Below are 25,929 nucleotides of genomic sequence, written 5' to 3' on the forward strand. Positions count from 1 at the left end.
GAAGCGTTCCGGTTCAGAGCATATGTCCAGTCTGTCTCATACCAGTCGCTTCCTCGCTCGGTTCGGACAGTGGCCCGCCTTGTCGGTGCGCTTGCCTTGTCGGCAACACTGACGGCATAGCTGCTACCGACAGGGCTTTCATAATCATAGCTGTAGATCTGCTTCTGAATCGGTGTCGCAGATGACGCGGTAGCGAAAATCTCTTCCCTGAGAAGCACCCCACCAAGAACGACGGGCACACCACCTGAAAGATAACCGGCGTGCGGCGACTTAAAAACGGAACGAATTCTTGCTCCATCCGGGCGAATGACTTCCGTCCAGTTTTCAAGAGCAGATGACCATTTTGGTATGTAGGCATATTGCCAGGTTGCCGTGGGGATATTTGCGCCTGAAAGCGTTTTCTCCACCACAACCATTTGATCGGTATACCGGGATGAAGGATGGGCACCCGATTCCGTGTGGGGGCAAGACGCACCGGCGTTCGGCGACTGTTCGCCGAGCTCCAACGTTTGCTCCTCCAGTGAAAAAGTTCCCGTCACCCCGTTCGGGTGCGCAACTGAAACAGTCTGCGCGAGTTGTTTGCAGAGATTGGTTCCGGGCACCGATTCAGCGTTCATGCCCCCAAGATCGTAGGTCCAGCTGCGGCCATCCGGTAATGTGACGGCGGTCAACATTGAGTAGTTGTAGTACTTATTTGTGGGTGACGGGTTGGCGGACTCGGTATTGCGCTCCAGTACAGATTTTACACCGTACTGGTAGGTCCACGTCCTCGCATCAGCGGTTCCAGGGTTAGCAACGACATGGCTCACCCATCCCTCTGTACCGGAATAAAGGAGGTCGATCCGTCGGCCATCATTCGAGTCGATCTTGGTCAGCCGACCATCATTGTCGTAAGTATACTTGACCCAGTTGCCATGCACATCGACCACTTCAGTCGCGGCCAGCATGTCGTAACTCATATAGTCGGAGAAGTAAGTGTAAAATCGGTTGCCGAAGTCCATCCAGGCAAACCAGGTTTCAATTTTGGAAACGTACCGGCGACTTGCAACCTTGTCGAATTTGTATCGGTCACCGTTCGGCGCAAAAGCATAGAAGCCTTCTGTGCCAGCCCCATCAACATTGGAGATGCAGGTAAGGTACCAACCCTCTGCCGTGACCTTTTTCGCCGTTGACGGCCAGGATGCACCATCCGGATTGTCCAGGATCTGTTGCACGCCGCGTCCCGGAATATCCATAATCACGCCGTGATTGTACGTTCGTGACTCTGTAAAACCGTCCTGCTGCGCAACACGATGCTGGTAGGGTATTGAGGAAACGAGCGGCAAGCTGCACCGCTGCTTGCCCCATCTCCCATTCGTCGCACTCCACTGGCTCGATGGGATGTTCGTCCGGATGACAGGAACATCCAGCGTCCAATCCTTGAACCCGCCAAATATAGATTCCCGTCCATGCGCTCTCGTTCTGTGGACGGAAACTTCGAGTCCGGAGTTGCCCGGCAGCGAGACGTCAACTTGTTGAAATGTCAGCGCGCCGGACTGCAAATCAATTTGGTCACCAAGCAAAGTGTGATCAAGCGCTTCCAACTCTGATTGAGCCTGCAGTTTTTTTGACCAATCGAAATGATGCTTGACACCTAAGGCCGAACCGCCCTGAGCTTGAACCGGCGCAGCAATGAAACCAAGAAAAGCCGCCGACAAAAGCGCTATTGCAACCAAACGAGCCATCACCCTCTCCCTCAACCCTGGGGCGAATAACAGCTCGTGCGGGTATTTCGGATCAAATTACAAGTCCGTAATGAATTCTTCTTTCCAAGGTGAAATTCTACATTATTCAATACAGAACAAGGATTTGCCGTTGATTGGGGGTGCAAGAAATTATTGTGACGCAATTCACGAATAAGTTGAACCGCTGAAGCGCCGACAGTCTGACTAAGTCTCTGAGATGAACAACGGCTCTGTAGTCGGATCGACTTCCCCGAAGTCTCCGATCTTGTTCGCCTCCTTTCCAATAAGACGGAACCCGACGACTTTCACAACTCGCCTGACAGTTCGCCCGGTATGGATTGGCCTGCCATTCTCGAACTTGTCTTCCGGGCTGAGTTGATAAAACGCAAGCGCATCGGCAGACCTATTTAATGCACTGATCGGAACCGGCTCACCCGTCCCACGATCGAAAACAAGCTCAGCCAGTTTGGCAGCATCCTGCTCATAAGACGCGATTGGTTTGGGTCGATCTTGCTTTTTCGGTCGCCCACGCTTCGACGGATCAACCTCTTTAACCGGCATATCCAGCCAGGCTTCGGTGAGGGCAGTCGGCGCGACCATGAACCCGAACGGCTTCACCTGTTCCGAATACGGTTTGCCCGCATTGAAGTGCTTCATGTAGCGCAGCATTTCCGGGCTGCTGGCATTCCAACGCATTAGCGCCGGATTGGTGAGCGCCGGATGAAAATCGAGCGGCACTTGATCGGGCGTTCCGTTGAGCGCTGCCTTCAGAATGAAGAACCAGAAATCGTACTGCCAGCGATGAAAGTCGAAGAGCCGCGTGTTGCGCTGATGAGGCGCACGAGAGCCCAGTGCTAATTGACCCTTGCAATCCCGCCGAACCGGGGCTGCTCGATTTTGACGAATCAGGATTACCCCGTCCTGCCTATTCCAAAGACACTCACGAAGCGAAATTCACGCGAGCAAAAATCTCTATCGATCTTTACCATCTTGATCATTCAGACCTCGTGGACAGGCGAAAGGTTCTCGCAATTGCTATTACTCGCAAGATTAGAGCCGCTGACCTTCTGTTTCCTCGTACAGAAGCAGGTGACATCGCCATTGATGCCGCCTTCTCAGAACATGTCCGCTACTTAGCAGCGTGCGTTAGCGAGAAGGCGGAATTGTCAGCATTCGCTCGTCGTATCCTATCGGGATATCGACACATCCTTTGGGTGGATAACTTACTGCGCTCGGCCTAACCTACGAGCGATCTCTGGATCCGAAACGCAAATCTCTTCCTATTTTTATCTAGACATCACTATACCCCCCCCGCAAGCGGGGAGGGGGTATCATCGCACCATGGTTTCCACCTGCCTCTCCCCTCCCCTCTGGGGAGGGTCGGGGTGGGGGATGGCTTACCCGTACAGCGCCTTGGCGTGGTGCATGATGTGGTCGTCCATGAAGGTGGAGATGAAATAGTAGGAATGGTCATAGCCGGGCCGCATGCGGATGGCGAGCGGCTGGCCGACCTCCCGACACGCTTCCTCGAACAGGCGCGGCTTGAGCTGCTCGTCCAGGAACTGGTCGTCCTCGCCCTGGTCGATCAGGATCGTCGTGTCGAGCTGCTGCTTCCGGACCAGTTCGCACGCGTCATACGCCTTCCAGGCGGCCTCATCGTCGCCGAGATAGCCCTTGAATGCCTTCTGGCCCCACGGGACCTGCGTCGGCGCAACGATCGGCGAGAAGGCCGACACGCTGCGGAAATGGCCGGGGTTCTTGAGCGCCAGCGTGAGCGCGCCGTGGCCCCCCATGGAGTGCCCGAAAATCGATTGGCGGCGCATGTCAGCGGCGAAGTTGGAGCGGATGATTGAGGGCAGCTCCTCCATGATGTACTGGTCCATCCTGAAGTGCTTTTCCCAGGGCTTCTCGGTGGCCGTGAGGTAGAAGCCCGCGCCCTGGCCGAAATCATAAGCCTCATCGTCAGGCACCTTGTCGCCGCGCGGGCTGGTGTCGGGGGCAACGATCATCACGCCGAGCTCCGACGCCTTGCGCTGCAGTCCGCCCTTTTCCATGACGTTCGCCCAGGTGCAGGTGAGGCCCGAGAGGTACCAGAGCACCGGCACGGGTTCTTCGGAGGTCTGAGGCGGCTCGAAGACCGCGAAGCGCATGGAACAGTCCAGCGTCTCGCTATCATGATCATGAACACTCAGATCCCCGCCGAAACAGGTCCACTCGGATACGGTTTCCAATTCGATACCTCTCTTTTGTGTCGGGACAACTCGCCCGGTCTAGCACAGGACATAGGGTAGTCCGCAACGCCTGCCAGAAACGCGCGGGTCTTACAGGCCGAACTCGTCGCCTGTATTCAGGCCGGACAGGGCCTCGCCCAGCGTCTCGTATTCACTGAACGCGGGGTAGCCGTCATCGGTTGCGCGCGACCAGGTGAGGTGCACGAGAAAAGCGCGTCCATCCTTCGCTTCGAACAACACGTCGTCAGAGGCGCCATCGCGGGCGAGCGCGCGGACATTCAGCTTGTGGAGGGCGTGACCCTTGCCGCACTCGCGGGCAAGCTGGCCTTCCAGCTTCGAGCCGTCCCAGAAGCCGGTCACCGACCAGCCGGGCGGCAGGCGGTGACGGATCGACTTCGGGTCTGTCCAGCTCATTCGTTGCGCACGTTTTCCACTTCCACCTGCACCGACTCCGCACGATTGTGCTCGGCGCAGGGGATCACGCGGACCTCATAGGCAAAGGGCTGCTCGCGCTTGGCCTGCTTGGCGGGCGTACGATGCACCTCGACATTCTGCTCGATACGGAAACCGAGATGATTGCCGACCTCGCAATAGACATCGACAGCCTGTTCGACCGAATCCGCCCAGATCTTGGCCGACATCACCGACGGGCCCACCACGCCATCAGGCACCTGGTGGCCTTCTACCGTATCTCCGCCCGCGACGACTGAAAAATGCTTGAAGTCGGCCATGAAATCCCTTTCGTGCTGGGGGTCAGACATAAGAACGAGTCAGGGAGAGTCAAAGCGGATGACGGGTTATACACTTTACGGCGCAGAGGTGAGCTATTTCACCGGCAAGGCACGCGCCTATCTCGACTGGCGCGGCATCGACTACCGGGAAGAGGTTGCGACCCAGGCGGTGTATCGCGACATCATCCTGCCGAATGTCGGCTGGCCGGTCATCCCGGTCATGAAGATGCCGGACGGGACAGTGGTCCAGGACACCGCCGACATCATGGCCGAGGTCGAGCGCCGCGAACCGAACGACCCGCCGGCCTGGCCGGAGGCGCCGCTGCAGCGCTTCGTCAGCGAGCTTTTGCATTTCTACGGCGATGAGTGGCTCGTCATTCCGGCCATGCACTATCGCTGGACCTATAATGAGGACTGGGCCTATGGCGAGTTTGGCGCGCTGTCGGCCCCGCAGCTTTCGCCTGAAGAGCAATACGACCTCGGCAAGAAGAATGGCGCGCGGTTCAAGGGCGCCCTGCCGGTGCTTGGCGTCAGCGAGGCGACCATTCCGGGCATCGAAAAGAGCTATGAGGCTTTTCTTGCGGACCTGTCCCGGCATTTCGAAGCCCACCCGTTCCTGCTGGGCGGGCGGCCCTCACTGGCGGACTTCGCCTTCTACGGTCCGCTTTATGCCCACCTCTACCGCGATCCGGAGTCCGGGAAGCTGATGAAGCGCCTCGCGCCGAAGGTGGCTGACTGGGTCGAGCGGATGCAGGCTGGCGGAACGGGCGGGGGTGGCGACCTGCTGGCCGATGACGTCATACCGGAAACGCTGAAGCCTATCCTGTCGCGCCTGATGCGCGAGGCGCTGCCGGCGGTCTTCCAAACCGAAAAGCTATTCGCAGGCTGGGCGGCAGGGGCCGAGCCGGGCGCACGGGTACCGAGAGGCCTTGGCGAGATCACCATCGAGATCGAAGGCCACAAGGGCCCTGCGGTCGCGCGCAGCTTTCCGCTCTGGCGGCTGCAGGCTGCGCTCGATGTGCTGGGTGGAATGGACGCAGGCGCGAAAGCCCGCGCCCATGCGCTACTGGATGAAACGGGCGGCGAAGCGCTGAAGGCTTTCCGCCTGCCGGCCCGCCTCAAGCGGGAAAACTGCCAGGTGGTGCTGGCCTAGCCGGAGCGCTGCTTCAGTCCTGGGCCGGCTTGACCGGGATGAGGACCTCGTTCCGGCGGAACGGGGCTGGCTTCCATGGCGCGTCATAGCCGGCATAGCGCGGCGCGCCGGTGGCTTCGTAGCCGTGTGCTGCCATCCAGCGCTCAAGCTCTTCCTGCCTGGCTTTGTGAGCCTTCATCTGGCCTGATCCCGAAAACCTGATGGTTGCCATCAGTTCTCCGGGCACTTCGCGAAGCTTCACGGCCGGATTGTTGGGCACCGGCAGCGTCTCCATGGTCCATTTGGATGGCATGGTGAAGGTGACCGTCCAGCTGTCGGTCTGGGTTGGAACGCGGGTCACGGGCGCCGTCATTTCGATCTTCCGGGACGGGGTGCGGGTGACCGGCGCCGTCATCGCGATTTCGCTGCGCGCGGTGTTGTTGCCGAAAATGTAATCGGCGAGCACGCGAAAGCCTGAACTTCCGGCGTCCCGCATATCGCCGGAAACCTCGGTCTCCGCCACGATGAGCGGTGCGTACTGGCGCACTTCTATCTTCCCATCCTGCTCAACCGTCTCGAACGCTGGCTCTTCTGTCGCGCTGGCACTCATCGCGAAGACCCCGAGAACAATGGCGGCAAGCAAGATACGGCGCATGAGAAAAGCTCCTGTTTCATATTTTTTCTACGCAAGGCCTGACGCTTCGGATCGATCGGCAGTTTGCCAGAGCAGAATAAAAATGCCGCCCCACCCACAAAGGGTGAGGCGGCACTACTTTCACGACAATTGAGGCTGCCTAGCCGCGGCAGAGCGCGCAGAGCTTGTTGCCGTCCGGGTCGCGCAGATAGGCGAGGTACATCCGGTTGCCATTGCTTTCGCGCCAGCCGGGCGGGTCTTCGATCGGCTTGCCGCCGGCTGCTGCACCGGCCTTGTGCCAGGCATCGGCTTCCTCGGGGGACTTCATGGCAAAGCCGATCGTCATGCCGTTGCCATGGGTGGCCGGTTCGCCGTCGATGGGCTTGGTGACGAGGAAGACGGACCCATTGTGCAGGTAGACCAGCCGGCCCTTCGGGTCGGTAATCCCGGGCTTGCCGCCGATCGCCTCGAAGGTCGCGTCGTAAAATGTCTTGGCTTTGTCGAGGTCATTCGACCCGACCATCATGTGACTGTACACTTCAGGTACCTCTTTTTTGTAAAGAAAAACGATAGTCTGGAAACCGTTGCACGAGGCATCGCTAGTCCCCCAAACGAAACGCAGGTTTTAACGCCATCCCATCCGGTGCGGGCAGATAAACCGTACCGTCTTGCGGATCGAATATACCAAGACTGCGCTTTGCGGCTTCGTCAAAGGCCTGCTCGACCACTTTCACACCCGCTGAGTAGGAGAATGATGCGTAGATGGAATCGGGCGCGATCGAATAATCCTGAGCACGGTCGATTTCATCCAGGGAAGGTGCGAATGGCCCATTCATCGGCGGATAGTCGATCCTCATTTCGTGAAACCACGACTGCAGTGGAGCCGACGCGGTTGCCGGGTCATAATAATCAACGCCATCCTCCCACTCGGTGAGGTCATCGTACCATTCGAGAAACGCGGCCGGTTCCCGATACTCGACCAATTGAGGATCGAAAATCAGAAGATCAAAGCTCATTCGTTTCTCCTCTCCCCGAATTGGACGGCCTAATACACCACCACGCTCCGAATGCTTTCGCCGGCATGCATGAGGTCGAAGGCGTCATTGATCTGGTCGAGCTTCATGACATGGGTGATCATCGGGTCGATCTGGATCTTGCCGTTCATGTACCACTCGACAATTTTCGGCACGTCGGTACGCCCTTTCGCGCCGCCAAAGGCGGTGCCGCGCCAGTTGCGCCCCGTCACCAGCTGGAAGGGGCGCGTCGAGATTTCCTTGCCGGCTTCGGCGACGCCAATGATGACCGAAGTACCCCAGCCGCGATGGCAGCATTCCAGCGCCTGGCGCATCACATCGGTATTGCCCGTACAGTCGAAGGAATAGTCCGCCCCGCCATCGGTCAGCTCGACAAGGTGGGCGACGACATCCTTGGTCTCCTTCGGATTGACGAAATGCGTCATGCCGAATTTCTCGCCCCACTCCTTCTTGGCCGGGTTGATATCGACGCCGACAATCTTGTCCGCGCCGGCCATCTTCGCGCCCTGGATGACGTTGAGGCCAATACCGCCAAGGCCGAAGACGACGACATTGTCGCCAACCTGGACCTTGGCCGTGTTCACCACCGCGCCGACACCGGTCGTCACGCCGCAGCCGACATAGCAGGCTTTATCAAACGGCGCGTCCTCACGGATTTTCGCGACAGCGATCTCCGGCAGGACGGTGAAGTTCGAGAAGGTCGAGCAGCCCATATAGTGGTAGATGGTCTGGCCCTTGTAGGAGAAGCGGCTGGTGCCGTCCGGCATCACGCCCTTGCCCTGCGTCGCGCGGATCGCGGTGCAGAGATTGGTCTTGCCCGAGAGGCAGCTTTTGCACTGGCGGCATTCGGGTGTGTAGAGCGGGATGACATGGTCGCCCGGCTTCACACTGGTCACGCCCGCACCGACCTCGCGAACGATGCCCGCGCCTTCATGGCCGAGCACGGACGGGAACAGGCCCTCCGAGTCCAGCCCGTCCAGCGTGTAGGCGTCGGTATGGCAGATGCCCGTCGCCATGATCTCGACGAGGACTTCGCCGGCCTTCGGGCCTTCCAGGTCAAGCTCGACAATCTCGAGCGGCTTCTTGGCTTCAAAAGCGACTGCGGCGCGTGTCTTCATGGCTCTGGCTCCACCGTTTTTCCAAAATCGGTGCGGACCATGTCGCGAGCCGCGCGCCACGGCAAGGGGGCCGGGGAATTATCGCCCCGAAAGCGATGCGGAACCCGAATGTGACAACAATTTCAGGTGCCCGACGGCGGCGCGAAGGAACGTCCGCGTGGGCGCAGCCGTTTACCATGATGTTGACGTCCAGAAGGAGACAGACATGAAGAACCTCATGATTACAACCGCTGCAGCCGCCCTGCTGATGGGCGCAGCCGCCTGCTCACAGGCCGCAGACGATATCGAACTCGGCGAAGCCAATTATGGTGAAAGCCAGAGCGCTGAAGCGGCCAATGAAACCGATACATCAAATGCAGAAATGGCTTCCAACGAGACCGGCCAGACCGAAGTCAACGGCAATCTCATGGATGCCGACCCGGAAATGGCGCCGCGCGATGCCGGCATAACCTACCTTGCCGATAGCGAACTCAGCGCCGGCAACCTGATCGGCGCCAAAGTGACCGGCGCGACCGGCGAAGACATCGCAACCGTCGACGACCTGCTCATCAATGCGGGCGGCGAGGTTGAATCCGTCATCTTCAGGAGCGGTGACTTCATCGACATTGTCGGCACCAAGGGCGCCCTTCCCTACAGCGCCGTCGACCTGACCATGGCGGCAGACGCCGATCCGCGCTTCAGCGTCGGCATGACCGAAGAGGCGATCCAGGAGGTTGCCGAATTCGAACAGGACGGGCTGAACGACTATCGCCTCGCTTCGGAAATCATGGGCACGACGGCCGCCTTCGTGAATTCCAATGATAGTGTTCGGATCCGCGACATCATTCTCAGCCAGGACGGCACGGTGCAGTACGCCGTAATCTCCGATCCGCTGATGCTCGATGACATGCGCACGATCGGCTTCGACCGCATCCAGGTCGAGCAGGGCGATGGCGGGCTTGTTGTCGTTGATGCCGCAAAGGCCGACCTCACCTCCATGCCGCGCTTTGCCTATGAAGCGGAAACCTCCGCCGAGGCCAGCTTGCAGGGCGAGAGCGGCGGCCAAGATAGCAGCGACGATGACGGGCTGATGCCTGACATGGACGGATCAGGCGACACGTCCACGCCGCAATAGGCCTTCACCCCGCATCAAGCCAGGAAAGCCGGCCACTGGGCCGGCTTTTCTTTTGCCTGGTGCCCACAATTCCGGACAGAAAAAAGCCCTCCGCTCGGGAGGGCTTTCAACATCTCTGCGGTGAGGCGAGCGGCGACTAGCGACGCTCATTCTCCAGCTTGGCGGTCATGTCGTTGATCTTGTCGATCAGCGCATCGGCCGAGCCGTTCGTGCGGTCCAGCAGGGCCAGGAACTGGGCGCGCTGCTCGATGGCCAGCCAGATCAGGTTACCGTCAATATCGAGCGCCACGTCCACGACCTGGTACTCGCCATTGCGGTGAAGCACGCGCCAGCGAACATCCATGTTCTTGCCATCGGCACGGGCGATCGTCGTATCGACGATGGAATCGCTGGGTGAACGGTCTGTGGAGCCTTCGACCACGACTTCATTGCCGCGATAAGCGTCCAGCTGGTTCTGATACACGGCGAGCGCATAGGTCCGGAAGGCCTGCTGGTAGCGCTTCAATTCATCTGGATTGAAGCGGCTGGCATACTTGCCGATGACGAATTTCGAGACGGCGTCAATATTGGCGAACTGTTCCATATAGCCACTGAACAGCGATGTCCGTTCCTCGCTGCTGAGGTCGGGATTGTTCAGTGAATTCAGAACTTCGTTCGCATTCTGCTTGACGAAATTTTCCGTCTGCGTGTCAGCCAGCGCCGCCGCTGGGAGGACCAGCGCCGCTGAAGCTGCCATGATTAGGTTACGCAGTTTCATATTCTTAATCCTGTGGTTGGTCAGACCCTGACTCTTCTTCAAACCCGAACTCATCGAAATCATCGAAATCTGGCAAATCTTTGTAGGGGTCGTCCTCAATTTTGCCATTTCTGATCGCGGCCTGACGTTGGGAAGTGTAGTTACGCCGCATGGCGATATAAGGTTCCGGCTGGTCGCGCAGTGTCTCGATCGTTTCGATCAGGCGCTCGCGCGTGGCGATCGCGCCGACCACGGTCCGCGTCACCATGATTTCGTTGTCGAGATCACGATCCTCGAATTCGGTCCAGTTCAGCGGATCGAAGGCATTGTCGACACCGCGGCCCATGAAATCGCGAAGGTTGCTCGGGCCCATGACGGGCAGGATGATGTAGGGACCGGGCTCGACACCCCAGACGCCCAGCGTCTGGCCGAAATCCTCATCATGCTTGGCAACACCAAGCGCGCTCGCCACGTCGAAGATGCCGGCAACACCCGCCGTCGAGTTGATCAGGAAGCGCCCGAAGGTTTCACCGGATGCATCCGGATTGCCCTGCAGGACCGTGTTCACGAAGACGACCGGCTGGCGCAAATTGCTGAGCACATTGTTGACGCCTTCGCGGAAAAGCGTCGGTGTCGCGACCCGGTAAGCGCGGGCCACCGGCTCAAGCGCGGCCTTGTCGACGACCTCGTTGAAGCCGTAGACTTTCCGGTTCCAGCCTTCCCACGGATCATACACTTCACCGGACTGGCTCGGCTGTGTCGTCGCGCAGGCAGATACAGTGAGGACCGCAAGCGCGGCTACAGCTTGAAACTTCATGGGTACGGGTCCGGTCTGTTCGATACGCGATATGTGAAACGCTGGCGGTGCTTTCAACACAAACATAGGTGGTTTGTCTTTTCTGCATGAATGCAGTGGTTCCGTGGCAACACATTGGCATTGTATATTGCAAAGCATATAAATGCATGTTTATATGATAATATGAGTGTTGCGGCGGAAACCCTGATCGAAGCGCTGCGGGCGGCTGGCGAGCCGACCCGGCTGCGAATTCTCGTTCTGCTGCGCCGCGGCGAACTGGCCGTGGGTGAACTCGTGACGCTGCTGGGCCAGAGCCAGCCGCGCCTGTCTCACCACCTGAAAGCACTGACATCGGCGGGCCTGACCGAACGCCTGCCGGAAGGCGCGCGGGTTTTCTACCGCCTGCCCGCATCGGGCTGGGCGAAGGAGCTGATCGACAATCTGTTCGAGCAGATGGATCTTGAGGAAGGCGACTTCCCCGCCGACCTCAGGCGCCTCGACGCCGTGCGGCAGGCCCGCCAGTCCGCCGCCGAGACCTATTTCAGCGAGATCGCGCCGGAATGGGACCGGATACGCGCCATGCACTATCCGGAAAACCTCATCGAAGCCGCCATTCTCAAGGCGGCTGGGCCCGGGCCATTCAACCGGGTCGTCGATCTCGGGACCGGCACGGGCCGCATGCTGACCCTGTTCGGCGACCGGGCCCACACGGTCGAGGGGCTCGATCTCTCGCACCAGATGCTGGCGCTTGCGCGCTCGAACCTCGCCGAAGCCGGCCTTGCCAGCGCCCGCGTGCGCCAGGGCGACGCCACCGCAACGCCGTTCCAGTCGGAAAGCGCCGACGTCGTCATCGTCCACCAGGTCCTGCATTATCTCGAAGAGCCGGGACGGGTGCTGCAGGAAGCTGCCCGTATCCTGCAGCCGCGCGGCCAGCTGATCGTCGTTGACTTTGCCCAGCACGATCACGAATTCATGCGTGAGGAATTCGGCCATCACCGCCTCGGCATCCGGCCCGACAATATGAAAACCTGGGCCAGCCAGGCCGGTCTCGACCTGGACAACCCGATCCGTTTTGACCCCCCTCAAGATCTCGAGAGCGGTGTCGCTGTGCTGATCTGGAGCGCACGCAAACCCGCAAACAAGAAGGAAGTTGCCGCATGAGCGATCTGTCGGTTGCCGCACGTCAGGCAGGAAAAACCCCCTCTGTCTCGTTCGAATTCTTCCCACCGAAGAATGAGTCGATGACAGAGAAACTCTGGGAATGCGTCCGCCGGCTGGAGCCGATGTCGCCGCACTTCGTGTCGGTGACCTATGGCGCCGGCGGCTCGACGCGTACGCGCACGCACGAAACGGTGAGCCGGATCGCACGTGAGACGTCGCTGACGCCCGCAGCGCACCTGACCTGCGTCGGTGCCCCGCGCGAGGAGGTGCTGCAGACCGCCGAAGACTATTATGAGGCGGGCGTCCGCCACATCGTCGCGCTGCGCGGCGACGCCCCGCAGGACGAAGACTTCAAACAGCCCGAGGGGCGCTATACGAGCGTCGTCGACCTCGTCAGCGACCTGCGTGCCCACCGGCCGGACCTCGGCAAGGTGTTCGAGGTCTCCGTCGCCTGCTATCCCGAACCGCACCCGGACTCGCGCGGCTGGGAGGCCGATCTCGCCCACCTCAAGCGCAAGCAGGATGCCGGCGCCGACCGGGCGATCACGCAGTTCTTCTTCGACCCGGACGTCTATTTCGACTTTGTCGACAAGGCGCGCGGCGCGGGCATCACCATGCCGATCGTGCCCGGCATCATGCTGCAGTCCAATTTCAAGGGCCTGAAGAACTTCGCCAAGATGTGCGGCGCCTCGCTGCCGGACTGGCTGCACAAGCTCTATGAGGGCCTCGACGACGACGCCACGACGCGCGACCTGATTACCGCGAACGTCGCCGCCGAGCTCTGCCACAAGCTCGCCGATGGCGGGGTCAACCAGTTCCACTTCTATACGCTCAACAAGGCCGACCTCGCCTTGTCCACCTGCCACCTGCTCGGCCTGAAGCCGGCACATGCGGAGGCTGCCTGATATGACCAGACAAGACCGGATTTCGGACCTCGAAGCCAAAGCGAAGGATGAAATCCTCATCCTCGACGGTGCTATGGGCACGATGCTGCAGAAGTACAAGTTCACCGAGGAGCAGTTCCGCGGCGAGCGCTTCAAGGACTGGGACAGCCCGGTGCAGGGCAATAATGACCTGCTGAACCTCACCCAGCCTGACGCCGTGCGGGACGTGCACACGCAGTTCATCGAGGCCGGCGCGGACCTCATCGAGACCAACACGTTCAGCGCGACGGTCATCGGCCAGGGCGACTATCATATGCAAGGCATTGCCGCCGAGATCGCCGAAGCCGGTGCGAAGGTCGCGCGCGAAGCCGCCGATGCGGCCGGCAGGCCGGTTGGCGTCCTCGGCGCGATCGGGCCAACCAACAAGACGCTGTCGCTGTCGCCGGACGTCAACAATCCGGGCTACCGGGAAGTGACCTTTGATGATGTCCGCGAGGCCTATCTCGAACAGGCGCGCGCCATGGCGCCTTATATCGACTTCTTCCTGATCGAGACCATTTTCGACACGCTGAACGCCAAGGCGGCGATCAAGGCCGTGATGGATTTCCGTGCGGAGACCGGCGAAGATATCCCGGTCATCATTTCCGGCACGATCACGGATGCCTCCGGGCGCACCCTGTCCGGCCAGACCGCCGAAGCCTTCTGGCATTCGATCCGCCACGCCAAGCCATGGGCGGTCGGCCTCAACTGCGCGCTCGGCGCGAAGATGATGCGTCCGCACATCGCCGCCATTTCCAAGGCCGCCGATACGCGCGTCATCGCCTATCCGAATGCCGGCCTGCCGAACGAGTTCGGCGAATATGACGAGCTGCCCGAGCAGACTGCCGCCCAGCTCGAGGAATGGGCAAAATCGGGCCTCGTCAACGTGCTTGGCGGCTGCTGCGGGACGACCCCGCCGCACATCGCGGCCATCGCGAAGGCCGTCAAAGGCAAGGTCCCGCGCAAGATCCCCGAGCCCCCGCGTGCTATGCGCCTCTCCGGGCTGGAACCTTTCCAGCTCGCCAGCTGAGGGAGACTTCCATGGGAAAGACGTATGACAAGCTCGATGACAAGCTCATCGGGTTCATCAAGGCACAGAAGATGTTCTTCGTGGCCACGGCGCCGCTGTCGGGCGAGGGTCATGTGAATGTCTCGCCGAAGGGCTATGACAGCCTTGCCATCATTGACGAGCAGACGGTTGCCTGGCTCGACATGGGCGGCTCAGGCATCGAGACGATGGCCCACCTCAAGGAAAACGGCCGCATCACCATCATGTTCTGCGCCTTCGAGGGCGCGGCAAACATCGTCCGTCTCTATGGCCGCGGCGAAGCGGTGCAGTTCGACGATCCATGCTTTGCCGACCTGCTGGCGCTGTTCCCGACCTTCGACAAGGCCCGCGCCATCGTGACGGTAAAGCTCGACCGCGTCTCCGACAGCTGCGGCTGGGGCGTGCCCTTCTATGAGTTCAAAGGCGATCGCGACCAGCTGAAACGCTATGCCGACAATCCGGCCAAAAGCCCCGACGACTGGGCCGAGAAATTCTACACCGCCAATGCGACAAGCATTGACGGGCTGACCGGCGTCGAAAGGCCCGAATCCGCCTCATGATTGCCCCGCCCGTCTCCTCCGGCGACCAGTTCATCTTCTACGGCCTCCTGAAACAGGGGGCCGCCGGTGCGCCCGCGCACCTGGATTTCCCGCGCCATGGCGAATTCCTTGGGCCCTGCCGGTTCAAGGGCCGCATGCTCGATCTTGGCGGCTTTCCGGGGGTCGTGCCGGGCGAGGATATCTGCCACGGCATGCTCTACCGGCTCGACCATGCCCGGCTCGCCCGGCAGATGGACGACTTTGAAGACATCCGCCCGGGCGATCCGAAAGGCTCGCTATACCGGCGCGAAAAGACCGACCTCATCGACGATTTCGGCCGGCCCTACGGCAAGGCCTGGATCTACATCTACAACCAGAAAACAGATGGCTACCCTGTCCTCGAAGACGGCAACTGGCCCCTTGAGAAAGGACGCCCACGCACATGACCGACACAGCTTCCCAGATCTTCATCAATATCGGTGAGCGGACCAACGTCACCGGCTCTGCGAAATTCCGCAATCTCATCAAGGCGGGCGACTATGACGCCGCCGTCGATGTCGCGCGCCAGCAGGTCGAGAATGGCGCGCAGATCATCGATGTGAACATGGATGAGGGCATGCTGGACGGCGTCGAGGCGATGACGACCTTCCTCAATCTGATTGCCGCCGAGCCGGACATCGCGCGCGTGCCGATCATGATCGACAGCTCCAAATGGGAGGTGATCGAGGCAGGCCTGAAATGCGTGCAGGGCAAGGCTGTGGTGAACTCCATCTCGCTGAAGGAAGGCGAGGAACAGTTCCTGGAGCAGGCGCGCAAGGTGCAGTCCTACGGCGCGGCCACGGTCGTCATGGCGTTTGACGAAGTTGGCCAGGCCGACACCGCCGAGCGCAAGTTCGAGATCTCCGAGCGCGCCTACAAGCTGCTGACCGAGAAGGTCGGCTTTGCGCCGGAAGATATCATCTTCGACCCGAACATCTTTGCCGTCGCGACCGGCATCGAGGAACACAACAATTACGCCGTCGACTTTATCGAGGCGTGCAAGCGCATCCGCGCGAACCTTCCGCACTGCCACATCTCCGGCGGGCTATCGAACGTGTCGTTCTCTTTCCGCGGCAATGAGATCGTTCGCCGGGCGATGCACTCTGTCTTCCTGTATCACGCCATCCCGGCCGGCCTCGACATGGCCATCGTCAATGCCGGCCAGCTCGACATCTATGACGATATCGATCCGGAGCTGCGCGAGGCCGTCGAGGACGTGATCCTCAACCGCCGGGACGACGCGACCGAGCGTCTGCTGGACCTTGCCGAACAGTATCGCGGCCAGAAGGGCGAGGTGAAGAAGAAGGATATGAGCTGGCGCGAGCAGCCCGTCGAGAAGCGTCTCGAACACGCGCTCGTCCACGGCATCACCGAATTCGTGGTGGAAGACACCGAGGAAGCCCGCCAGCGCGCCGAGCGCCCGCTGCATGTCATCGAAGGCCCGCTGATGGACGGCATGAATGTCGTCGGCGACCTGTTCGGTGCGGGCAAGATGTTCCTGCCGCAGGTTGTGAAATCCGCGCGCGTCATGAAGGCAGCTGTCGCTCACCTCACCCCCTTCATCGAGGAGGAGCAGAAGGAGCTTGGCCTCGACAAGGTGTCGAATGGCAAGGTCGTGCTCGCCACGGTGAAAGGCGATGTCCACGATATCGGCAAGAACATTGTCGGCGTCGTGCTCGGCTGTAACGGCTACGACATCATCGATCTCGGCGTCATGGTGCCCGCGGAGAAGATCCTGGAGGCCGCCATTGAGGAGAAGGCGGACATGATCGGCCTCTCCGGCCTGATCACCCCGTCGCTCGACGAGATGGTCTTTGTTGCTGCCGAGATGGAACGCCAGGGCATTCACCTGCCGCTGCTGATCGGCGGGGCGACGACGTCTCCGGCGCACACGGCGGTCAAGATCGACCCGGCCTTCCCATCCGCGCCCGTCATCCATGTCAGCGATGCCAGCCGCGCGGTCGGCGTCGTCAGTGCGATGATGAACGAAGACGATCGCGCGACGCTGTGGGGCACGACGAAGGCGCGCTATGACCGTATCCGCGAAAGCCGTGCGGGCGGCCCGCCGACCCCGCGCCTGCCGATCGGCGAAGCGCGCGAGAAGGCTTTCAACACCAAGGAGGCGTCGGCCCCGGCCCCCACCTTCACGGGCGTAAAGACGTTCGAGGATTTCGATCTCAACGAGCTGAAGGACTATATCGACTGGACGCCCTATTTCATGAGCTGGGATCTCGCGGGCCGGTATCCGCAGATCCTGGAGGATGAGAAGGTCGGTGAAGCGGCTTCCGATCTCTGGCGCGACACCCAGACCATGCTGCAGCGCCTGCTCGGTGAGGCCTGGTTCAAGCCGAAAGCCGTCATCGGTTTCTGGGGAGCCGAGCGCAAGGGCGATGACATCAAGCTTGGCACGGGCGACACGCTGCACACGATCCGCCAGCAGATGGTGAAGACCAACGAGAAGCCCAACTTCGCCCTCTCGGACTTCATCGCCGAGAGCGGCGACCATATCGGCGCCTTCTGCGTGACCGCCGGCGCGGAAGCCGACGCAATATCGAAAGAGTTCAAGGACAAGGGCGACGATTACTCCGCCATCATGGTGCAGGCGCTGGCTGACCGCTTCGCCGAAGCAATGGCAGAGTACATGCACATGAAGGTCCGCAAGGAGCTGTGGGGCTACGCGGGCGACGAGGCGCTGGATAATGACGCGCTGATCAAGGAAAAGTATCGCGGCATCCGCCCGGCGCCCGGCTATCCGGCCCAGCCCGACCACACCGAGAAAGAAACGATCTTCAAGCTGCTCGAAGCCGAAGACCGGATCGGCGTGTCGCTGACCTCGAGCTTTGCGATGAGCCCGGCGCCATCGGTCTCCGGCCTTTATTTCGCGCATCCCGACAGCGCCTATTTCGCCGTCGGCCGCATCGAGCGTGACCAGGTCGAGGACTATGCCCGGCGCAAGGGCTGGGATACGCGCACGGCCGAGCGCTGGCTCGCCCCGATCCTCAATTACGACCCCTTCGCGGTCAGTACGGACGAAGCCGCGTGACGGCGGTGCGGATCGCCACCGTCACGCTTGTCGTGCCGGACTATGACGAGGCGATCAGCTTTTTCGTTGGCACGCTCGGCTTCGAGCTGCGCGAGGATACGCGCCTCAGCGAAACGAAACGTTGGGTGCGTGTCGCGCCGGCAGGGGCCGAAACCACGATCCTGCTCGCCCAGCCAAAGGACGAGACCGAGCGCGCTGCCATTGGCAACCAGGCCGGCGGGCGGGTTGGCTTCTTTCTCGAAGTGACGGACTTCGACGACACATACCAGGCATATGCCGAACGTGGGGTCGACTTCGTTCGGGCGCCGATGAGAGAGCCCTACGGAACGGTCGCCGTCTTCCGCGACCCTTTCGGCAATCTCTGGGACCTGATCGAGCCTGCACGTGACTGAGAAAACCACCCCATATCCGGTGCTTGCCTGCATCCTCGTCGTGCTTGGCACGGTGCTCGCCCTGTCCGGCATAGACCTTGTCCTGCCAGCGATCCCGACGCTGCATGAGGCCCTGCCTGGCAGCGAGGAAGCTGCCCAGCTCGTCATCGCCTGCTTCATCGGCGGGTCAGCGAGCGGCCTGTTGCTGTTCGGAATGCTAGGCGAGCGCTATGGGCGCCGGCGGTGCCTTGTGTTTGCGCTGCTCGCCTATGGCCTCCTGTCCGGGGCGGCCACGCTGTCGCCGGACATGTGGACGCTGCTGGGCATCCGTTTCTTCCAGGGGCTCGCCTCGGCTGCACCGGCCGTGTTCGCGCCGGGTATCATCCGCGCGCTGTTTTCCGAACAGGGCGCGACCCGCGCGATTGGCGCGCTGTCCAGTTTCGAGAGCCTGACCCCGGCCGGCGCACCGATAGCCGGGCTGTGGCTGGTTCAGCAGGGCGGCTGGGAACTCCCCTTCTTCGTGACCGGTGTGCTGGCGGTTGCCCTGTCTGCCGTGTTCATCGTCTGGGGCGGGATCCTGCCGCCATCGAAAGACCGCGAAAAGCAGAAACAGAAAGGCTCCTACTGGCGCCTCATCGGCTCGCCGGTCTTCCTGCGCTACGGGCTCAGCCAGGCGCTGGTCGTTGGTGGCCTGCTCGTTTTCGTCTTCGGGGCGCCCGCTGTGATGGTAAATGCCATGGGCGGAACGATGATGCACTTCATCACCATGCAGGTGGTCGGCATTTCCTGCTTCATCATCGCCTCGAACGTCACCGGCAGCCTCGTCAAGCGCTTCGGCCCGGAACCGATGATTACCTTTGGCACGGGGATGGCGACGACGGGCGCGGTGCTCGTCCTGTTGTTTGCATTGTTCGGCAATGGCGACCCGATCTGGCTGACGCCGATCTTCATTCTGGTGAATTCGGGTCTTGGCTTTCGCGGCCCGCCCGGTTTCCTGCGCGCCATCATGGCCGGCCAGGGCGATGATGACCGGGCCTCCTCGCTGACAATCCTCTGGATTTTCGGAATTGCCGCCCTGGGGACAGCGGCTGTGTCACCCTTCATCGAGGATGGGCTGATCCCGCTGGCGATTGCCGGGGCGGGGCTTCAGCTAGGTGCGACGCTGTGCCTGGTCTTGCTGCCGAGACTGGAGCCCACCGAACTCACGGCTTGAGAACGGGCTCCGCCGAAGGCAGGGGCCCGGGCACCAGGCTGGGAGAGAGCGTCAAGGCAGCCTGGTGCCCGGTTGTCATGCACGCCGCCCCAGGAGGGTTGAGGGGTGGGATGAGGCTAGCAGCGCGCGACAATCTGGTTATGCGGGGTGGCGGCCAACGACGCCGGATGGCGAGGTCACATCGGAGGGACAGAGCCCCGAAAGCCGATGCAGCCATGCCTTCCAACTCAACCGGAACTCATTCCGGCGGAGTAAGACCTTGCGTGCGTTGACCACCTCAAACCCCAAAAATTGCTTACAGATAAGAGCTGGGTTCGGTGCTCAATCGTTCCAATCGAAAAGGGCGCTTGCTTTGATAGCCAGAACCTATCGAAACAAGCGCCCTCCTGAATTTGCTGATCGGCCGGGGTGAAGGTGTCTGGCCGGATGGTGCTGGCCCCTACTCCGCCGCCTCGATCTTGTCCTGCGTCTTCGTCTCAAAGTCGCTGGCATCGTGGCGCTCGCGCAGCTGGCTGGACGGCTCGCCGAAGGTGCGGTTGACCATGCGGCCGCGCTGGACGGCGTGACGGGCAGCAAGCTGGTCGGTCCAGCGGATCACATTCTTGTACTCGTGGACCTGCAGGAACTCGCCCGCATCATAGATGATGCCCTTCGCCATGGCGCCATACCAGGGCCAGATGGCCATGTCGGCGATGGAGTACTCATCGCCTGCCATGTATTCATGGTCCGCAAGGTGGCGGTCGAGCACGTCCATCTGGCGCTTCACCTCCATGGCGAAGCGATTGATCGGATACTCCATCTTGGTCGGCGCATAGGCGTAGAAGTGGCCGAAGCCGCCGCCGAGATAGGGCGCAGACCCCATCTGCCAGAACAGCCAGTTCAGCGCTTCGGTGCGCTTGACGTGGTCGCTGGGCAGGAACGCGCCGAACTTCTCCGCGAGATAAAGCAGGATCGAGCCGCTTTCGAACACGCGGGTCGGCGGATTGGTCGTGTGGTCGGCCAGGACCGGGATCTTGGAGTTCGGGTTGAGCTCGACATAGCCGGACGAGAACTGGTCGCCTTCGCCGATATTGATCAGCCAGGCATCATATTCGGCGCCCTTGTGGCCGGCTTCGAGCAGTTCCTCGAACATGATGGTGACCTTCACGCCGTTCGGCGTGCCCAGCGAGTAGAGCTGGAAGGGATGCTTGCCGACGGGAAGCTCCTTCTCATGAGTCGGTCCGGCGATGGGGCGGTTGATCTTGGCAAAACGCCCGCCGCTTTCGGTATCCCAGGTCCAGACTTTTGGCGGTGTGTATTCGGTGTCGCTCATCAGGTTTCCGTCCTTGCTCAGTCTTGTTCTGGACCAAGAGGTAGGGCGGCGGGCGCGGCCACGCAATCGGATCACCGGTTTGTGAGGCCAGATATCAGTTATTCTCAGCCTTGAAGATCGCGCTCAGCCCCTCGCGAAAGGTTGGGTAATGCGGGCGCCAGCCGGTCGCCGCCTTGAGACGGGCATTCGAGACCCGCTTGCATTCGGAATAGAAGCTGCGCGCCATCTCGCTGACATCGGCTGTCTCCAGGTCGACCGGCACCGGCATGGCCATGCCCAGCAGGTCCGCAGCATAGGCCATGACATCCTGCGGCGGGGCGGCTTCCTCGTCACAAAGGTTGAAGGCGCCCGACAGACCGGGATGCTGCAACAGCGCGAACAGGCCATTTGCCAGATCGTCGACATGGATGCGCGAGAAGACCTGGCCCGGCTTGACGATCTGCTCTTCCTTGCCTTCGCGCACCCGGTCCAGCTGTGAGCGGCCCGGCCCGTAAATGCCCGGCAGCCGGACAAGGCGCGTATCGCGGCGCACGGACAGCCATTGCTGCTCGGCCAGGACGCGCCGCTCACCGCGTTTCGTGCCAGGATTGACCGGGCTCCATTCAAACGCCCAGCCGCCATCGAGGTCGCCATAGACGCCGGTCGTCGACAGATAGGTGACCGACGCGGCCTCTTGTGCGAAGTCGCCGACAAGGCCGAAGCCGGGACAGCCCTCATCTCCGGGCGGGGTGGAGATAACCCAGTGACTGGCCTTCGCCGCCCGTGACAGCCCGTCCCGGTCATCGGTCAGGACCGGCTCTATGCCTTTTTCCCGCAGCGCCTCGGCCTTGTCTTCGCTGCGCGCGGTTCCGATCACCCGCCATGCACCGGTGTCCAGGCAAAGCGCGGCCAGCCGGGAGGCTGAGTAGCCCGGACCGACGAGGAAGAGGGTTGGTGACTGATCTGTCATTTGCGCGGTTTATGCCGTCTCTGTAACGCTGGTTACGATCAAGGGACCCGAGGGGTATCAGAGTATGAGTATGCTTGCCATGGCTGCCGCCATCCTGCCGTTCGCCCAGTCGGCGATCGTGGAGATCGAGCGCGCTGAGCAGGAACGCCTCAATGCCTGCATCGAGCAGGTCGATGAGGATGCCGAACAGGCCTATGAAGACAGCCTGCGCTGGCTCGGCGAAGGCGCCCGCCCGGCGGCCCGCTATTGTAATGCGCTCGCGATCATCGGGCTGGGCAATTACAAGGAGGGCGCTGCCCGCCTTGAGGAGCTGGCCAATGCGCCGGATGCTGGCGGTGAGTCTGACCGCGCGCTGTATCTCGCCCAGTCCGGCAATGCCTGGGTCACGGCCGGCTACCCCGATGCCGCCGTCACAACGCTCAGCAATGCGCTGAAGCTTGCGCCGAACGATGCCGACATCCGCACCGACCGCGCCGCCGCTTACCTGATGCTCCAGAAATGGCAGCCGGCCATCGACGATCTCGATCGGGCGCTAGCGACCTATCCGAACGATATCGAAGCGCTGCAGCTACGTGCGCGCGCCCATCTTAACCTCGACAATCTGCAGCTGGCCGAAAGCGATATGAGCCGGGCCCTGCTTCTGGACAATCGCAACATAGACACGCTGGTCCTGCGCGGAGACATCCGCGAGGCCAAGCGCCTTGCTGAGGAATAGGCTCCGCCAGGCAAGACGCCTGATCGCCAGAGCGCCGCGGCCCTGGTTCCTGCTCGCATCACTCGGGATCAATCTCCCGGTCTTCTGGATGCTGGCCAATATCCCGCATGGTGGAAGGCAGAGTGGCGGGGAGATCGTGATCCCGGTCTCGATCGTCGAGCGCTTGCCGGAACCGCTCATCCCCGAAGACGACGACACGCCGGCGCCTTCGTCCGCACCTCAGACGCGCGAGCCTGGCCCGGCGAATTCTGCGGCAGACCGTGCCGTGACGGCCCGTCCCGGCCAACGCCTGCGCTCGCCTGTTCTGGCCCTTGCCGGTGAGCAGGCCGACGCCGCTCTTTCTGAGGAACGCGGCGCGCCACCGGTCTTCGATCCGGCAGCGCCGCTGAGCGATGAAGCCAAGGCCGTAGCATCGCTGCGAGCGTTCAACTGCAACAAGCTGGGCGATGACCGGCCTGACCATTGCGACGATACGGCCGGCCCGCTCTTCGTCACCGAAGCGCCGGGCTATGCCGAAGAGCCGGACATGGCACCGAAGCGGTGGGCGGAGTTCGAGACCGACGCCACCGATCCGGCGATCCGGCGCATCTGGGCAGAGGATTGCCCGCCCGGCGACGGGGTGATCAAGGACGTCTTTACCAACGACACGGCCTATTACAGGCAGGGCGCGCATGCCGGGGTGGGCGGCCTGTCTGCCAACAGCATCAACAAGCGCTGCCCCTGAACAGGCTCAGTTCGCCTGGGCCCTCTGGCGTGCCGCCCACTTTTGCGGTTCCAGCACGCAGTCATCCAGGCCCTCATTCGCCACGACGCGCATACGCGCCTGCAGGGTACCGGCGCGCTGGCGGACATAGGGCCCCGGCGGATCGACGCGCCACTCATGCGGGTTGGGCAGGACGGCTGCGAGCAGGGCGGCTTCATACTCGGTGAGATCGGAGGCCCGCTTGCCAAAGCGCACACGCGCGGCAGCCTCTGCGCCGAACAGGCCATCGCCCCATTCGATGGTATTGAGGTAATTCTCCATCACCCGGCGCTTGCCCCACATGCCGTCGATGAAGAGGGCGAACCAGGCCTCCCCCGCCTTGCGGACATAGCCGCCGCCATTCCAGAAGAAGACGTTCTTTGCGGTCTGCTGGGTGATCGTCGATGCCCCGCGCCGGCGCCCACCGCGCTGGTTTTCCTCGACGGCTTTTTGCAGGGCTTCGAAGTCGATCCCATTGTGCGAGCAGAAGCGGGAATCCTCTGCTGCGATGAGGGCGGTGACCAGCTTGGGCGAGATATCCTCGAGCGGCACGATTGCGCGCCGGAAATCCTCACCCGCGAGGGTGCGCTGCATCATCAGGATGCTGCCGGGGACGGGCGCCCACTTCATGGCCAGCGCATAGGCATGCGCAAGGACGAAGACCAGGGCGAGCAGCTTGATGACGCGCACGGTCCAGCGCATGGCAAGCTTGCCTGCCGATGCCCGTCCGGCCTTGCTCATAGTGGTGTCAGCGCCCATTCTGCCTTGACCCCCGGATCCGTTTCGCTCGCTTCACGCTGGGCTCTTTCCGATTCAAACCGGGCCATATCGAGGCGTGACAATGCCCAGACAGCGGCGCCGCGCACGATTGGCTCATCATCGTCCAGGTGCGGCACGACCGATCCGTCAACGAGATCCGGCTGTCCGCTGTTTCCTATGGCAATAAGCACATTGCGGAGCATCCGGTTCCGCCCGGTGCGCTTGACCGGTGAGCCGGAGAACACTTCGCGGAATGCGGCATCATCGAGCGCGGCCAGCTCTTCCAGTTCCGGCAGCTTCAACTCCGCCCGCGCCCACAGCTTCTGTTCGGCGGAGGTGTGCGCGAACTTGTTCCACGGGCAGACGGCGAGGCAATCGTCGCAGCCATAGATGCGGTTGCCCATCGGCTCGCGGAATTCCGCCGGGATCGGCCCGGCGTGTTCGATGGTGAGATATGAGATGCAGCGGCGCGCATCGAGCTGGTAGGGCGCGGGGAAGGCATCGGTCGGGCAGATGTCGAGACAGGCCGTGCACGAGCCGCAATGGTCAGCCTCCGGCGCATCCGGTTCCAGCGCGGCGGCTGTCAGGATCGCGCCGAGGAACAGCCAGCTGCCGTGCTCCCGGCTGACCAGGTTGGTGTGCTTGCCCTGCCAGCCAAGGCCGGCCTTTTCCGCGAGCGGCTTTTCCATCAGCGGCGCGGTATCGACGAACACCTTCACAGCCTCGCCCGTTTCCTCCGCGAAGACGCGGGCGAGCTGTTTCAGCTTCTTCTTGATCAGCTCATGATAATCTGCCCCGCGGGCGTAGACGGAGATATTGCCATGCTCGCGCATCTCCAGAAGCGGCAGCGGGCTGGCCGGCGGGCCGTAATTCATCGCCAGCATGATGGCGGACTTCGCCTCCGGCCACATCGCTGTCGGCGCCTTGCGGCGCTCGAGTGTGGTTTCCATCCAGTCCATGCCGCCGTGCCGGCCCTGCGCGACAAACGTTTCCAGCCGGGCTCCAGCCGCCCAGGGCTCATCGGCCCGGCAGATCCGGCAATCGGCAAAGCCGATATCAGCCGCCATCTGCTTGAGGCGGGCTTCGGGACTGTTGTCTGATGTGCTCATTCAGAAATCGAGATCGGCATAATGCCGGGCAGGCCGCGTGCCATCCACTTTGTCGGCGAGCAGCGGCCGGAAGCTCGGCCGGGACTTTATCCTAGAATACCACGCCTTGAGGTCTGGCGTCATGTCCCAGGGCACGTCACCGAAATAGTCGTAGGCCGACAGGTGCGCAGCGATGGAGAGGTCAGCCAGCGTCAGCATCCGCCCGGCCATATAGGTGCGCGACTCCGCGAGCCCGTTAAGGAAAGTCATGCGCGACTTCAGCGCGTGGACCCCCGTTCGCAGCGCGCCGCTGTCAGGTTCGCGCGCGCGCCGGACCCACTGGTTGACGCGTTCGGTGAGCAAGGTGGCGTTGACGTCAGCGAAACTGTCCTCGCTATAGCGCCAGAGTCGGCGCGCCTCGGCCCGCTCCTGCGCGACAAAGGGCAGCAGGCGCGGCGTTGGAATCGCCTCCTCGAGGTATTCGCAGATGGCATGCGTGCCGACGGCGGAGACCTTTTCCTCGGCACCTGTATCGACCATGACCGGCGCGCGCGCACCCGGCGCCATGCTGGCCAGCTCCTCCGGCTGGGCCCATGGCAGCACGGAGACGAGGTCGATCGCGCAGCGCTTTTCGCCGAGCGCAAGGCGCACGGTTCTCGCCAGTGGATCGATGGGCCAATGCCAAAGCCTTTTCATATTCCTGTCACTCCAGGGGTGCAAATGACCCGCGAGCTATATGTTCAGCAGTGAATTTTTGCGCATTTCAGCGTTCCATGC

At 61.7% G+C, this 25,929-nt stretch carries 28 protein-coding genes; 13 read left to right on the top strand and 15 right to left on the bottom strand.

What is annotated here, in order from left to right; all coding sequences use genetic code 11:
• Nucleotides 1-1,928: 1,928 nt before the first annotated feature.
• On the bottom strand, nucleotides 1,929-2,462 hold the full coding sequence (locus D1227_RS00600; RefSeq protein WP_119375281.1) for a hypothetical protein: 534 nt from the start codon (nucleotides 2,460-2,462) through the stop codon (nucleotides 1,929-1,931).
• Nucleotides 2,463-2,575: 113 nt separating this feature from the next.
• On the opposite strand from D1227_RS00600, the gene D1227_RS19745 reads away from it, so the two are divergent.
• Nucleotides 2,576-2,965 carry a hypothetical protein gene (locus D1227_RS19745; RefSeq protein ID WP_147372680.1) on the top strand — a complete coding sequence of 130 codons (390 nt, stop codon included), beginning with the start codon at nucleotides 2,576-2,578 and terminating at the stop codon, nucleotides 2,963-2,965.
• Between the two features lie 156 nt (nucleotides 2,966-3,121).
• Here the strand turns inward: D1227_RS19745 and fghA are convergent, their stop codons facing one another.
• The 3 genes from fghA to D1227_RS00615 form a co-directional block, all read right to left on the bottom strand.
• A complete protein-coding gene (fghA, locus tag D1227_RS00605; RefSeq protein ID WP_119375282.1) occupies nucleotides 3,122-3,955 on the bottom strand; it encodes an S-formylglutathione hydrolase in 834 nt (277 codons plus the stop codon).
• Between the two features lie 90 nt (nucleotides 3,956-4,045).
• On the bottom strand, nucleotides 4,046-4,369 hold the full coding sequence (locus tag D1227_RS00610) for a hypothetical protein (protein ID WP_119375283.1): 324 nt from the start codon (nucleotides 4,367-4,369) through the stop codon (nucleotides 4,046-4,048).
• Nucleotides 4,366-4,686, bottom strand: coding sequence for a hypothetical protein (locus D1227_RS00615; RefSeq protein WP_119375284.1), 321 nt, complete (start codon nucleotides 4,684-4,686; stop codon nucleotides 4,366-4,368). Before D1227_RS00615 ends, D1227_RS00610 begins: the two co-directional genes overlap by 4 nt.
• Before the next feature lie 58 nt (nucleotides 4,687-4,744).
• On the opposite strand from D1227_RS00615, the gene D1227_RS00620 reads away from it, so the two are divergent.
• Nucleotides 4,745-5,839: a glutathione S-transferase family protein gene (locus D1227_RS00620; protein ID WP_119375285.1), complete on the top strand. Its 1,095-nt coding sequence runs from the start codon at nucleotides 4,745-4,747 to the stop codon at nucleotides 5,837-5,839.
• A gap of 13 nt (nucleotides 5,840-5,852) precedes the next feature.
• Here the strand turns inward: D1227_RS00620 and D1227_RS00625 are convergent, their stop codons facing one another.
• The 4 genes from D1227_RS00625 to D1227_RS00640 all read right to left on the bottom strand — a co-directional run bounded on the left by D1227_RS00625 (nucleotide 5,853) and on the right by D1227_RS00640 (nucleotide 8,604).
• Entirely contained in the window at nucleotides 5,853-6,473 is a 621-nt protein-coding gene (locus D1227_RS00625) for an SOUL family heme-binding protein (RefSeq protein WP_119403437.1), read from the bottom strand.
• A 139-nt stretch (nucleotides 6,474-6,612) separates the two neighbouring features.
• Complete coding sequence (locus D1227_RS00630) at nucleotides 6,613-6,990, bottom strand: VOC family protein (protein ID WP_119403438.1); 378 nt, start codon at nucleotides 6,988-6,990, stop codon at nucleotides 6,613-6,615.
• A 61-nt stretch (nucleotides 6,991-7,051) separates the two neighbouring features.
• A complete protein-coding gene (locus tag D1227_RS00635; protein WP_119375287.1) occupies nucleotides 7,052-7,468 on the bottom strand; it encodes a hypothetical protein in 417 nt (138 codons plus the stop codon).
• Between the two features lie 29 nt (nucleotides 7,469-7,497).
• Complete coding sequence (locus D1227_RS00640; protein WP_119375288.1) at nucleotides 7,498-8,604, bottom strand: S-(hydroxymethyl)glutathione dehydrogenase/class III alcohol dehydrogenase; 1,107 nt, start codon at nucleotides 8,602-8,604, stop codon at nucleotides 7,498-7,500.
• Between the two features lie 205 nt (nucleotides 8,605-8,809).
• Here D1227_RS00640 and D1227_RS00645 point away from each other — a divergent pair, with 205 nt between their 5' ends.
• Nucleotides 8,810-9,718, top strand: coding sequence for a PRC-barrel domain-containing protein (locus tag D1227_RS00645; RefSeq protein ID WP_158586526.1), 909 nt, complete (start codon nucleotides 8,810-8,812; stop codon nucleotides 9,716-9,718).
• 136 nt (nucleotides 9,719-9,854) lie between these two features.
• Here D1227_RS00645 and D1227_RS00650 read toward each other — a convergent pair whose 3' ends face one another.
• Nucleotides 9,855-10,475 carry an MlaC/ttg2D family ABC transporter substrate-binding protein gene (locus D1227_RS00650; protein ID WP_119375289.1) on the bottom strand — a complete coding sequence of 207 codons (621 nt, stop codon included), beginning with the start codon at nucleotides 10,473-10,475 and terminating at the stop codon, nucleotides 9,855-9,857.
• Nucleotides 10,476-10,479: 4 nt separating this feature from the next.
• Nucleotides 10,480-11,271 carry an MlaA family lipoprotein gene (locus D1227_RS00655; protein WP_119376034.1) on the bottom strand — a complete coding sequence of 264 codons (792 nt, stop codon included), beginning with the start codon at nucleotides 11,269-11,271 and terminating at the stop codon, nucleotides 10,480-10,482.
• Nucleotides 11,272-11,433: 162 nt separating this feature from the next.
• Here D1227_RS00655 and D1227_RS00660 point away from each other — a divergent pair, with 162 nt between their 5' ends.
• From D1227_RS00660 to D1227_RS00695, 8 genes are read left to right on the top strand one after another with little or no spacing between them, the layout of a single operon-like run.
• Nucleotides 11,434-12,411 (top strand): ArsR/SmtB family transcription factor, encoded by a 978-nt coding sequence (locus tag D1227_RS00660; protein WP_119375290.1) that lies wholly within the window; start codon nucleotides 11,434-11,436, stop codon nucleotides 12,409-12,411.
• Nucleotides 12,408-13,316: a methylenetetrahydrofolate reductase [NAD(P)H] gene (gene metF / locus D1227_RS00665; RefSeq protein WP_119375291.1), complete on the top strand. Its 909-nt coding sequence runs from the start codon at nucleotides 12,408-12,410 to the stop codon at nucleotides 13,314-13,316. Before D1227_RS00660 ends, metF begins: the two co-directional genes overlap by 4 nt.
• A gap of 1 nt (nucleotide 13,317) precedes the next feature.
• A complete protein-coding gene (locus D1227_RS00670; protein ID WP_119375292.1) occupies nucleotides 13,318-14,364 on the top strand; it encodes a homocysteine S-methyltransferase family protein in 1,047 nt (348 codons plus the stop codon).
• 11 nt (nucleotides 14,365-14,375) lie between these two features.
• On the top strand, nucleotides 14,376-14,942 hold the full coding sequence (locus D1227_RS00675) for a pyridoxamine 5'-phosphate oxidase family protein (protein WP_119403439.1): 567 nt from the start codon (nucleotides 14,376-14,378) through the stop codon (nucleotides 14,940-14,942).
• Nucleotides 14,939-15,367 carry a gamma-glutamylcyclotransferase family protein gene (locus D1227_RS00680; RefSeq protein ID WP_119403440.1) on the top strand — a complete coding sequence of 143 codons (429 nt, stop codon included), beginning with the start codon at nucleotides 14,939-14,941 and terminating at the stop codon, nucleotides 15,365-15,367. Before D1227_RS00675 ends, D1227_RS00680 begins: the two co-directional genes overlap by 4 nt.
• A complete protein-coding gene (gene metH, locus D1227_RS00685; protein ID WP_119403441.1) occupies nucleotides 15,364-18,003 on the top strand; it encodes a methionine synthase in 2,640 nt (879 codons plus the stop codon). The genes D1227_RS00680 and metH overlap by 4 nt, the downstream gene beginning before the upstream one ends.
• Complete coding sequence (locus tag D1227_RS00690) at nucleotides 18,000-18,395, top strand: VOC family protein (protein WP_233349518.1); 396 nt, start codon at nucleotides 18,000-18,002, stop codon at nucleotides 18,393-18,395. Before metH ends, D1227_RS00690 begins: the two co-directional genes overlap by 4 nt.
• Nucleotides 18,388-19,587 (top strand): MFS transporter, encoded by a 1,200-nt coding sequence (locus D1227_RS00695; RefSeq protein ID WP_233349516.1) that lies wholly within the window; start codon nucleotides 18,388-18,390, stop codon nucleotides 19,585-19,587. Before D1227_RS00690 ends, D1227_RS00695 begins: the two co-directional genes overlap by 8 nt.
• A gap of 439 nt (nucleotides 19,588-20,026) precedes the next feature.
• Here D1227_RS00695 and yghU read toward each other — a convergent pair whose 3' ends face one another.
• On the bottom strand, nucleotides 20,027-20,899 hold the full coding sequence (gene yghU, locus D1227_RS00700; RefSeq protein ID WP_119403443.1) for a glutathione-dependent disulfide-bond oxidoreductase: 873 nt from the start codon (nucleotides 20,897-20,899) through the stop codon (nucleotides 20,027-20,029).
• A 94-nt stretch (nucleotides 20,900-20,993) separates the two neighbouring features.
• Nucleotides 20,994-21,848 (bottom strand): SDR family oxidoreductase, encoded by an 855-nt coding sequence (locus tag D1227_RS00705; RefSeq protein WP_119403444.1) that lies wholly within the window; start codon nucleotides 21,846-21,848, stop codon nucleotides 20,994-20,996.
• A gap of 64 nt (nucleotides 21,849-21,912) precedes the next feature.
• Between D1227_RS00705 and D1227_RS00710 the strand changes: the two genes are divergently transcribed.
• The gene (locus D1227_RS00710) at nucleotides 21,913-22,563 is read left to right on the top strand and encodes a tetratricopeptide repeat protein (RefSeq protein ID WP_119403445.1); all 651 of its coding nucleotides are present in this window, start codon (nucleotides 21,913-21,915) and stop codon (nucleotides 22,561-22,563) included.
• Nucleotides 22,550-23,287, top strand: a complete 738-nt coding sequence (locus D1227_RS00715) for a TraB/TrbI/VirB10 family type IV secretion system protein (protein ID WP_119403446.1) — start codon at nucleotides 22,550-22,552, stop codon at nucleotides 23,285-23,287. The genes D1227_RS00710 and D1227_RS00715 overlap by 14 nt, the downstream gene beginning before the upstream one ends.
• A 6-nt stretch (nucleotides 23,288-23,293) precedes the next feature.
• On the opposite strand, the gene mtgA is transcribed toward D1227_RS00715, so the two are convergent.
• Genes mtgA through D1227_RS00730 form a run of 3 tightly spaced genes read right to left on the bottom strand, consistent with a single transcriptional unit; the run spans nucleotide 23,294 to nucleotide 25,848 of the window.
• The gene (gene mtgA / locus D1227_RS00720; protein ID WP_119375300.1) at nucleotides 23,294-24,046 is read right to left on the bottom strand and encodes a monofunctional biosynthetic peptidoglycan transglycosylase; all 753 of its coding nucleotides are present in this window, start codon (nucleotides 24,044-24,046) and stop codon (nucleotides 23,294-23,296) included.
• Nucleotides 24,043-25,173 carry a tRNA epoxyqueuosine(34) reductase QueG gene (queG, locus tag D1227_RS00725; protein WP_119375301.1) on the bottom strand — a complete coding sequence of 377 codons (1,131 nt, stop codon included), beginning with the start codon at nucleotides 25,171-25,173 and terminating at the stop codon, nucleotides 24,043-24,045. Before queG ends, mtgA begins: the two co-directional genes overlap by 4 nt.
• Complete coding sequence (locus D1227_RS00730) at nucleotides 25,174-25,848, bottom strand: glutathione S-transferase family protein (protein ID WP_119375302.1); 675 nt, start codon at nucleotides 25,846-25,848, stop codon at nucleotides 25,174-25,176.
• Between the last annotated feature and the right edge of the window lie 81 nt (nucleotides 25,849-25,929).

This window comes from Henriciella mobilis (genome assembly GCF_003576315.1).
Taxonomy (GTDB): Bacteria; Pseudomonadota; Alphaproteobacteria; order Caulobacterales; family Hyphomonadaceae; genus Henriciella; species Henriciella mobilis.

Bases quoted from the DNA above. Each gene is read 5' to 3' on its own strand.
- D1227_RS00645 (WP_158586526.1), top strand. From the start codon at position 8,810: ATGAAGAACCTCATGATTACAACCGCTGCAGCCGCCCTGCTGATGGGC.
- queG (WP_119375301.1), bottom strand. From the start codon at position 25,173: ATGAGCACATCAGACAACAGTCCCGAAGCCCGCCTCAAGCAGATGGCG.
- metF (WP_119375291.1), top strand. From the start codon at position 12,408: ATGAGCGATCTGTCGGTTGCCGCACGTCAGGCAGGAAAAACCCCCTCT.
- D1227_RS00650 (WP_119375289.1), bottom strand. From the start codon at position 10,475: ATGAAACTGCGTAACCTAATCATGGCAGCTTCAGCGGCGCTGGTCCTC.
- mtgA (WP_119375300.1), bottom strand. From the start codon at position 24,046: ATGAGCAAGGCCGGACGGGCATCGGCAGGCAAGCTTGCCATGCGCTGG.
- D1227_RS00670 (WP_119375292.1), top strand. From the start codon at position 13,318: ATGACCAGACAAGACCGGATTTCGGACCTCGAAGCCAAAGCGAAGGAT.
- D1227_RS00610 (WP_119375283.1), bottom strand. From the start codon at position 4,369: ATGAGCTGGACAGACCCGAAGTCGATCCGTCACCGCCTGCCGCCCGGC.
- D1227_RS00655 (WP_119376034.1), bottom strand. From the start codon at position 11,271: ATGAAGTTTCAAGCTGTAGCCGCGCTTGCGGTCCTCACTGTATCTGCC.
- D1227_RS00615 (WP_119375284.1), bottom strand. From the start codon at position 4,686: ATGGCCGACTTCAAGCATTTTTCAGTCGTCGCGGGCGGAGATACGGTA.
- D1227_RS00640 (WP_119375288.1), bottom strand. From the start codon at position 8,604: ATGAAGACACGCGCCGCAGTCGCTTTTGAAGCCAAGAAGCCGCTCGAG.
- D1227_RS00635 (WP_119375287.1), bottom strand. From the start codon at position 7,468: ATGAGCTTTGATCTTCTGATTTTCGATCCTCAATTGGTCGAGTATCGG.
- D1227_RS00675 (WP_119403439.1), top strand. From the start codon at position 14,376: ATGGGAAAGACGTATGACAAGCTCGATGACAAGCTCATCGGGTTCATC.
- D1227_RS00705 (WP_119403444.1), bottom strand. From the start codon at position 21,848: ATGACAGATCAGTCACCAACCCTCTTCCTCGTCGGTCCGGGCTACTCA.
- D1227_RS00710 (WP_119403445.1), top strand. From the start codon at position 21,913: ATGAGTATGCTTGCCATGGCTGCCGCCATCCTGCCGTTCGCCCAGTCG.
- D1227_RS00660 (WP_119375290.1), top strand. From the start codon at position 11,434: ATGAGTGTTGCGGCGGAAACCCTGATCGAAGCGCTGCGGGCGGCTGGC.
- D1227_RS00625 (WP_119403437.1), bottom strand. From the start codon at position 6,473: ATGCGCCGTATCTTGCTTGCCGCCATTGTTCTCGGGGTCTTCGCGATG.
- yghU (WP_119403443.1), bottom strand. From the start codon at position 20,899: ATGAGCGACACCGAATACACACCGCCAAAAGTCTGGACCTGGGATACC.
- D1227_RS00680 (WP_119403440.1), top strand. From the start codon at position 14,939: ATGATTGCCCCGCCCGTCTCCTCCGGCGACCAGTTCATCTTCTACGGC.
- D1227_RS00620 (WP_119375285.1), top strand. From the start codon at position 4,745: ATGACGGGTTATACACTTTACGGCGCAGAGGTGAGCTATTTCACCGGC.
- D1227_RS00730 (WP_119375302.1), bottom strand. From the start codon at position 25,848: ATGAAAAGGCTTTGGCATTGGCCCATCGATCCACTGGCGAGAACCGTG.
- metH (WP_119403441.1), top strand. From the start codon at position 15,364: ATGACCGACACAGCTTCCCAGATCTTCATCAATATCGGTGAGCGGACC.